The organism is Sphingomonas sp. CFBP 13714, assembly GCF_014842205.1.
GTDB lineage: Bacteria > Pseudomonadota > Alphaproteobacteria > Sphingomonadales > Sphingomonadaceae > Sphingomonas > Sphingomonas aerolata.
Genome location: NZ_JACYVG010000025.1, coordinates 1 through 3,854, shown reverse-complemented (window position 1 = coordinate 3,854; position 3,854 = coordinate 1). Strand labels below are relative to the sequence as shown.

Annotated in this window: 4 protein-coding genes and 1 pseudogene; all 5 read left to right on the top strand. The window is 71.5% G+C overall.

All coding sequences use genetic code 11. The features are described from left to right. Nucleotides 1-270 (top strand): FliH/SctL family protein (locus IFT54_RS20100; protein ID WP_244649341.1); only part of this gene is annotated, 270 nt, incomplete at its 5' end. After that, nucleotides 271-1,596 (top strand): FliI/YscN family ATPase, encoded by a 1,326-nt coding sequence (locus IFT54_RS20095; protein ID WP_107931231.1) that lies wholly within the window; start codon nt 271-273, stop codon nt 1,594-1,596. It abuts the gene before it with no gap. Next, nucleotides 1,589-2,014, top strand: coding sequence for a hypothetical protein (locus IFT54_RS20090; protein WP_342354878.1), 426 nt, complete (start codon nt 1,589-1,591; stop codon nt 2,012-2,014). Before IFT54_RS20095 ends, IFT54_RS20090 begins: the two co-directional genes overlap by 8 nt. A gap of 34 nt (nt 2,015-2,048) precedes the next feature. Continuing rightward, nucleotides 2,049-3,578: a flagellar hook-length control protein FliK gene (locus IFT54_RS20085; RefSeq protein ID WP_192071975.1), complete on the top strand. Its 1,530-nt coding sequence runs from the start codon at nt 2,049-2,051 to the stop codon at nt 3,576-3,578. 17 nt (nt 3,579-3,595) lie between these two features. Beyond that, a pseudogene (locus IFT54_RS20080) lies at nt 3,596-3,854 on the top strand (flagellar basal body-associated FliL family protein); the annotation flags it as partial.

The window sequence follows — 3,854 nt, the reverse complement described above, 5'->3', positions numbered from 1 at the left end:
CCCGACCTGCTCGCCGGACGGATCGAATCCGCGACCGAACTGCTCGCCGATTCCGCCGAGGCCGCGTTGCTGCGCCTGCATCCCGACGACGTCGCGCTGATCGAAGGCACGCTGCCCAAGTCGATCTTCGCGGCGGGCGACCCCAATGTCGCCCGCGGCAGCTTCGTGCTCGAAAGCGCGTCGACGATCGTCGAGGACGGCCCTGCCATGTGGCTCGACCAGCTCGCCAGCGCGATCGACCGCGTCGCGGTGCCCGCGAAAGCCGCCTGAGTGCTGAACCGCTTCACCGCCGATTATCTCGAAACGCTCGGCAACGCCGATTTCGTCGCGGCCCCCAGGGTGTCGGGCCGGCTCGCCTCGTTCGACGGGCTGCTGATGGAGGCGGTCGGGCTGACCCTGCCTGTCGGCACCGTGTGCAAGGTCGGTGAGGGCAGCGCGAGCGTCGAGGCGGAGGTGATCGGCTTTCGCAACGGGCGCACGCTGATGATGAATCTCGGCGGTCCCGCCGCGCTCCTGCCGCGTGCGCCGGTCAAGCCGATCGGTCCTCCGGGGGAGGCCGAGGTCGGCGCCGCACTGCTCGGTCGCGTCGTCGACGGCGCGGGCAAGCCGATCGACGGCCTCGGTCCGATCCGCGGGGCCGGCCGCTGGCCGCTTGCGGGCAAGCTCCAGTCGCCGCTCGACCGTGGCCGCGTGCTTCAGCCGATGGACGTGGGCGTACGCGCGATCAACGGCCTGCTGACGATCGGCCAGGGACAGCGCGTCGGCATCATGGCGGGGTCGGGCGTCGGCAAGTCGGTGCTGCTCGGCATGATCGTCCGCGCCGCACAGGCCGACGTCATCGTCATCGGGCTGATCGGCGAGCGCAGCCGCGAGGTCGCCGATTTCCTCGAGACCAAGGTCGCCGGCGCCGCCCGCGCACGTTCGATCGTGGTCGCGGTGCCCGCCAACCACTCGCCCGTGCTCCGCATCCGCGGCGCGCTGCGCGCCACCGCGATCGCCGAAGGGTTTCGCGACGAGGGCAAGAAGGTCCTGCTGATCATGGATTCGCTGACCCGCGTCGCGCATGCCGGCCGCGAGATCGGCCTCGCGCTCGGCGAACCCGCCTCCGCACGGGGCTATCCGCCATCCGCCATCGCGATGCTGCCGAACCTGATCGAGCGTGCTGGCGTCGACGTCCATACCGGCGGGTCGATCACCGCGATCTATACCGTGCTGGCGGACGGCGACGACGGCAATGATCCCGTCGTGGATTCCGCGCGCTCGATCCTCGACGGGCATATCGTGCTGAGCCGCCAACTGGCCGAGCGCGGCGTCTATCCGGCGATCGACATCGGCCCCTCGGTCAGCCGCGTGATGACCGACATCGCCGATGCGCCGCATGTCAGGGCCGCGCGCGTACTGCGCCGCAATCTGGCGACCTATGAGGAGAATCGCGACCTCGTGCTGATGGGCGCCTATCGTGCGGGTGCCGACCCGGCGATCGACAATGCGATCGCCTGCCACGGCGCGATCATGGAGTATATCCGCCAGGATTCGGACGAGAAGGTGTCGCTGGGCGATGCCGTTGCCGAGCTGGTCGGTGTCTTCGGTGGCTGACGCCCGCGCCAAGACGCTGGCACGGATCCACCGCGTCCGGACCTTGCAGCTCGGCCTGACCCGCGCCGACGAAGCCCGCGCGCACGACAAGGCCGCGAGCGAACAGGCGCTGTCCACCCGGATTACAGGCCTGGCCGCCGCCGTCGCTCCCGTGGAACAGACCGCGGTCGCGGTTTCGCTGGGGGCGTCGGCGCATTACCGCGAACGCCTGCAACAGTCCGCCGACGCCGCGGTCGAGCGCGTCCGGTCGGCGGAATATCAGGTCGCGCGTGCCACCGACGCGACCCGCGCCGCACAGCGCGACCAGAGCGCGGTCGAAAAGCTCATCGCGCGCGCGCAGGCCGATGCCGCGCTGAAGGAACTTCGTGCGCTCGAAGAGGCTCCCTCGGTCAGGACGATCCGGCACGATCCTTGCTGAGTACGGTGCGACACGCTCGTATCCGAGAGATTGCATGATCCAGCCCGCGCTTGCGCTTACCCCGTCCCCTGCCGCGCCCGCCACACCCGCCACGCGTGGTGCGGAGCCGACGGTGGCGTTCGGCGCGGCGCTGGCCGGGGTGATAGACGCCGCTGGACGTGGTGGTGCGGTCCCGCTCCTGCCTGCCGCACCCGTGACGGCGAACCCGGCACGGCAGCCACTCGCCGCCGACGGCAATCCCTTGCCGGTCGTGGCCGACCCGGTAATGCCGCCGCTCCCCGGCTCGGACGGCATGTCTATCGTCGCGACGCCGTCATGGCCGCCGCAAGCGGACGGGGCATCGCCCCCGCCGCCCGGACCCGACCTGCCGCCAGCGCCGTCCCCCGAACTCGTGCCACCGCAGGGTACGCCGGCGCCGCTGCCGAACCACGCGCTTCGCGCCGGCCTCCGTGCGGCCGCGCGCGACGGTGCGGATCCGGCGTCCGCACCCGCCGATACCGAGCAGCCTTCCACCGACGCCGAGCAGGCGCCGCTCGTCGCAACGCCAACCGCACCGACCTCCATCGCCATGCCGCTGCTCGCCGTGCCAGTACCGGAGCCTGTTCCAGTGCCGGTGACTACGGCCGTCGCAGATGCTGCCCCCCCGCCCTTGCCCGCGCCCGCCGCGCCATCCGCCGGCCTGAGCGAGACCCCGAAAACCCTCGGCCCTGCAACCACGCCCTCCGCAATCCCCATCGCCCCACGCGCGCCATCGCCGGCGCCGGCGCCGCCGCACATCACCGACGCCGCGCCGCTGCAATCCGGCATCGCTTCGGCCCCGCCCGCCCTGTCGATTGCCGCCATTCTTGCGCCTGATACGTCTGCACCGGTCGCGTCCACGATGACCGCCGTGCCGACGATGATCGAGGCGGATGCGCTCGCCCGTTCGGTCGAGGACTCGCGCAGGATCACAGCGGCCAATGCCCCGCAGCAACCGCAGGGCCAACCTCAGGCCCAGTCGCCGCTCCAGCCCGGCACCATCGCCTCGGCAGCGCAGGTGTTCGGCGCGGCGATCCAGGCCGCATCACGGCGGCGTGACGAGCCGGACGAACCCGGCGGTGCGCCGGCCCTCGGAGCGCTCGCCCCGGTCATGACCGCCACCCCGGGCGTTTCGGCACAGCCGCCGCTCGACATGCGGCAGGAGCGCTGGCCGAGCGCGATGATCGAGCGGATCGACCTGTTGCGCGATGCGGCCAACGCGACCGACACACGGATCCGCCTGATTCCCGACGCGCTCGGCACGATCGACGTCTCGGTCCGTCGGGACGGCGATACCGTCCATGTGCATTTCGCCGCCGAACAGGCCGCCACGCGCAGCCTTTTGCAGGAGGCGCAACCCCGGCTCGCCGAACTCGCCGATGCACGCGGGATAAAGCTGACGCAGAGCAACGTCGATACCGGCGCCGGCCAGCAGCAGCAGCAGCAGCGCGCTGCGACGCCGCACCAGCCTTCGGCGCCTGCGCGCGCCCGCGCCGGAATCGCGACCGCTGCCGATACCGATTCCACCGACACCCGACTCGCCTGACCCGAAGGACTGCCTAGATGAGCGAAAAGAGCGAAGCCCCCGTGCCCAAGAAGAAGGGGAAGATGGGCAAGATGATCATCGGCGGCGTCGCGCTGCTCGTCCTGGTGGGCGGCGGCGTCGGGGCGGGCGTTTATGCCTCGAGCGCGGGGCTGATCGGCGGCGGCCATGCCGCGGCCGATGACGGCAAGCCGAAGCTCATCCCCAAAAGCGAGCAGAAGTCCGCCGGGGCCGAAGGGGACGGCGAAGGCGGCGGGCATGGCGGCGGCGAGGATGCCG

Coding starts and splice junctions, on each gene's coding strand:
- IFT54_RS20085 (WP_192071975.1), top strand. CDS start 2,049: ATGATCCAGCCCGCGCTTGCGCTTACCCCGTCCCCTGCCGCGCCCGCC.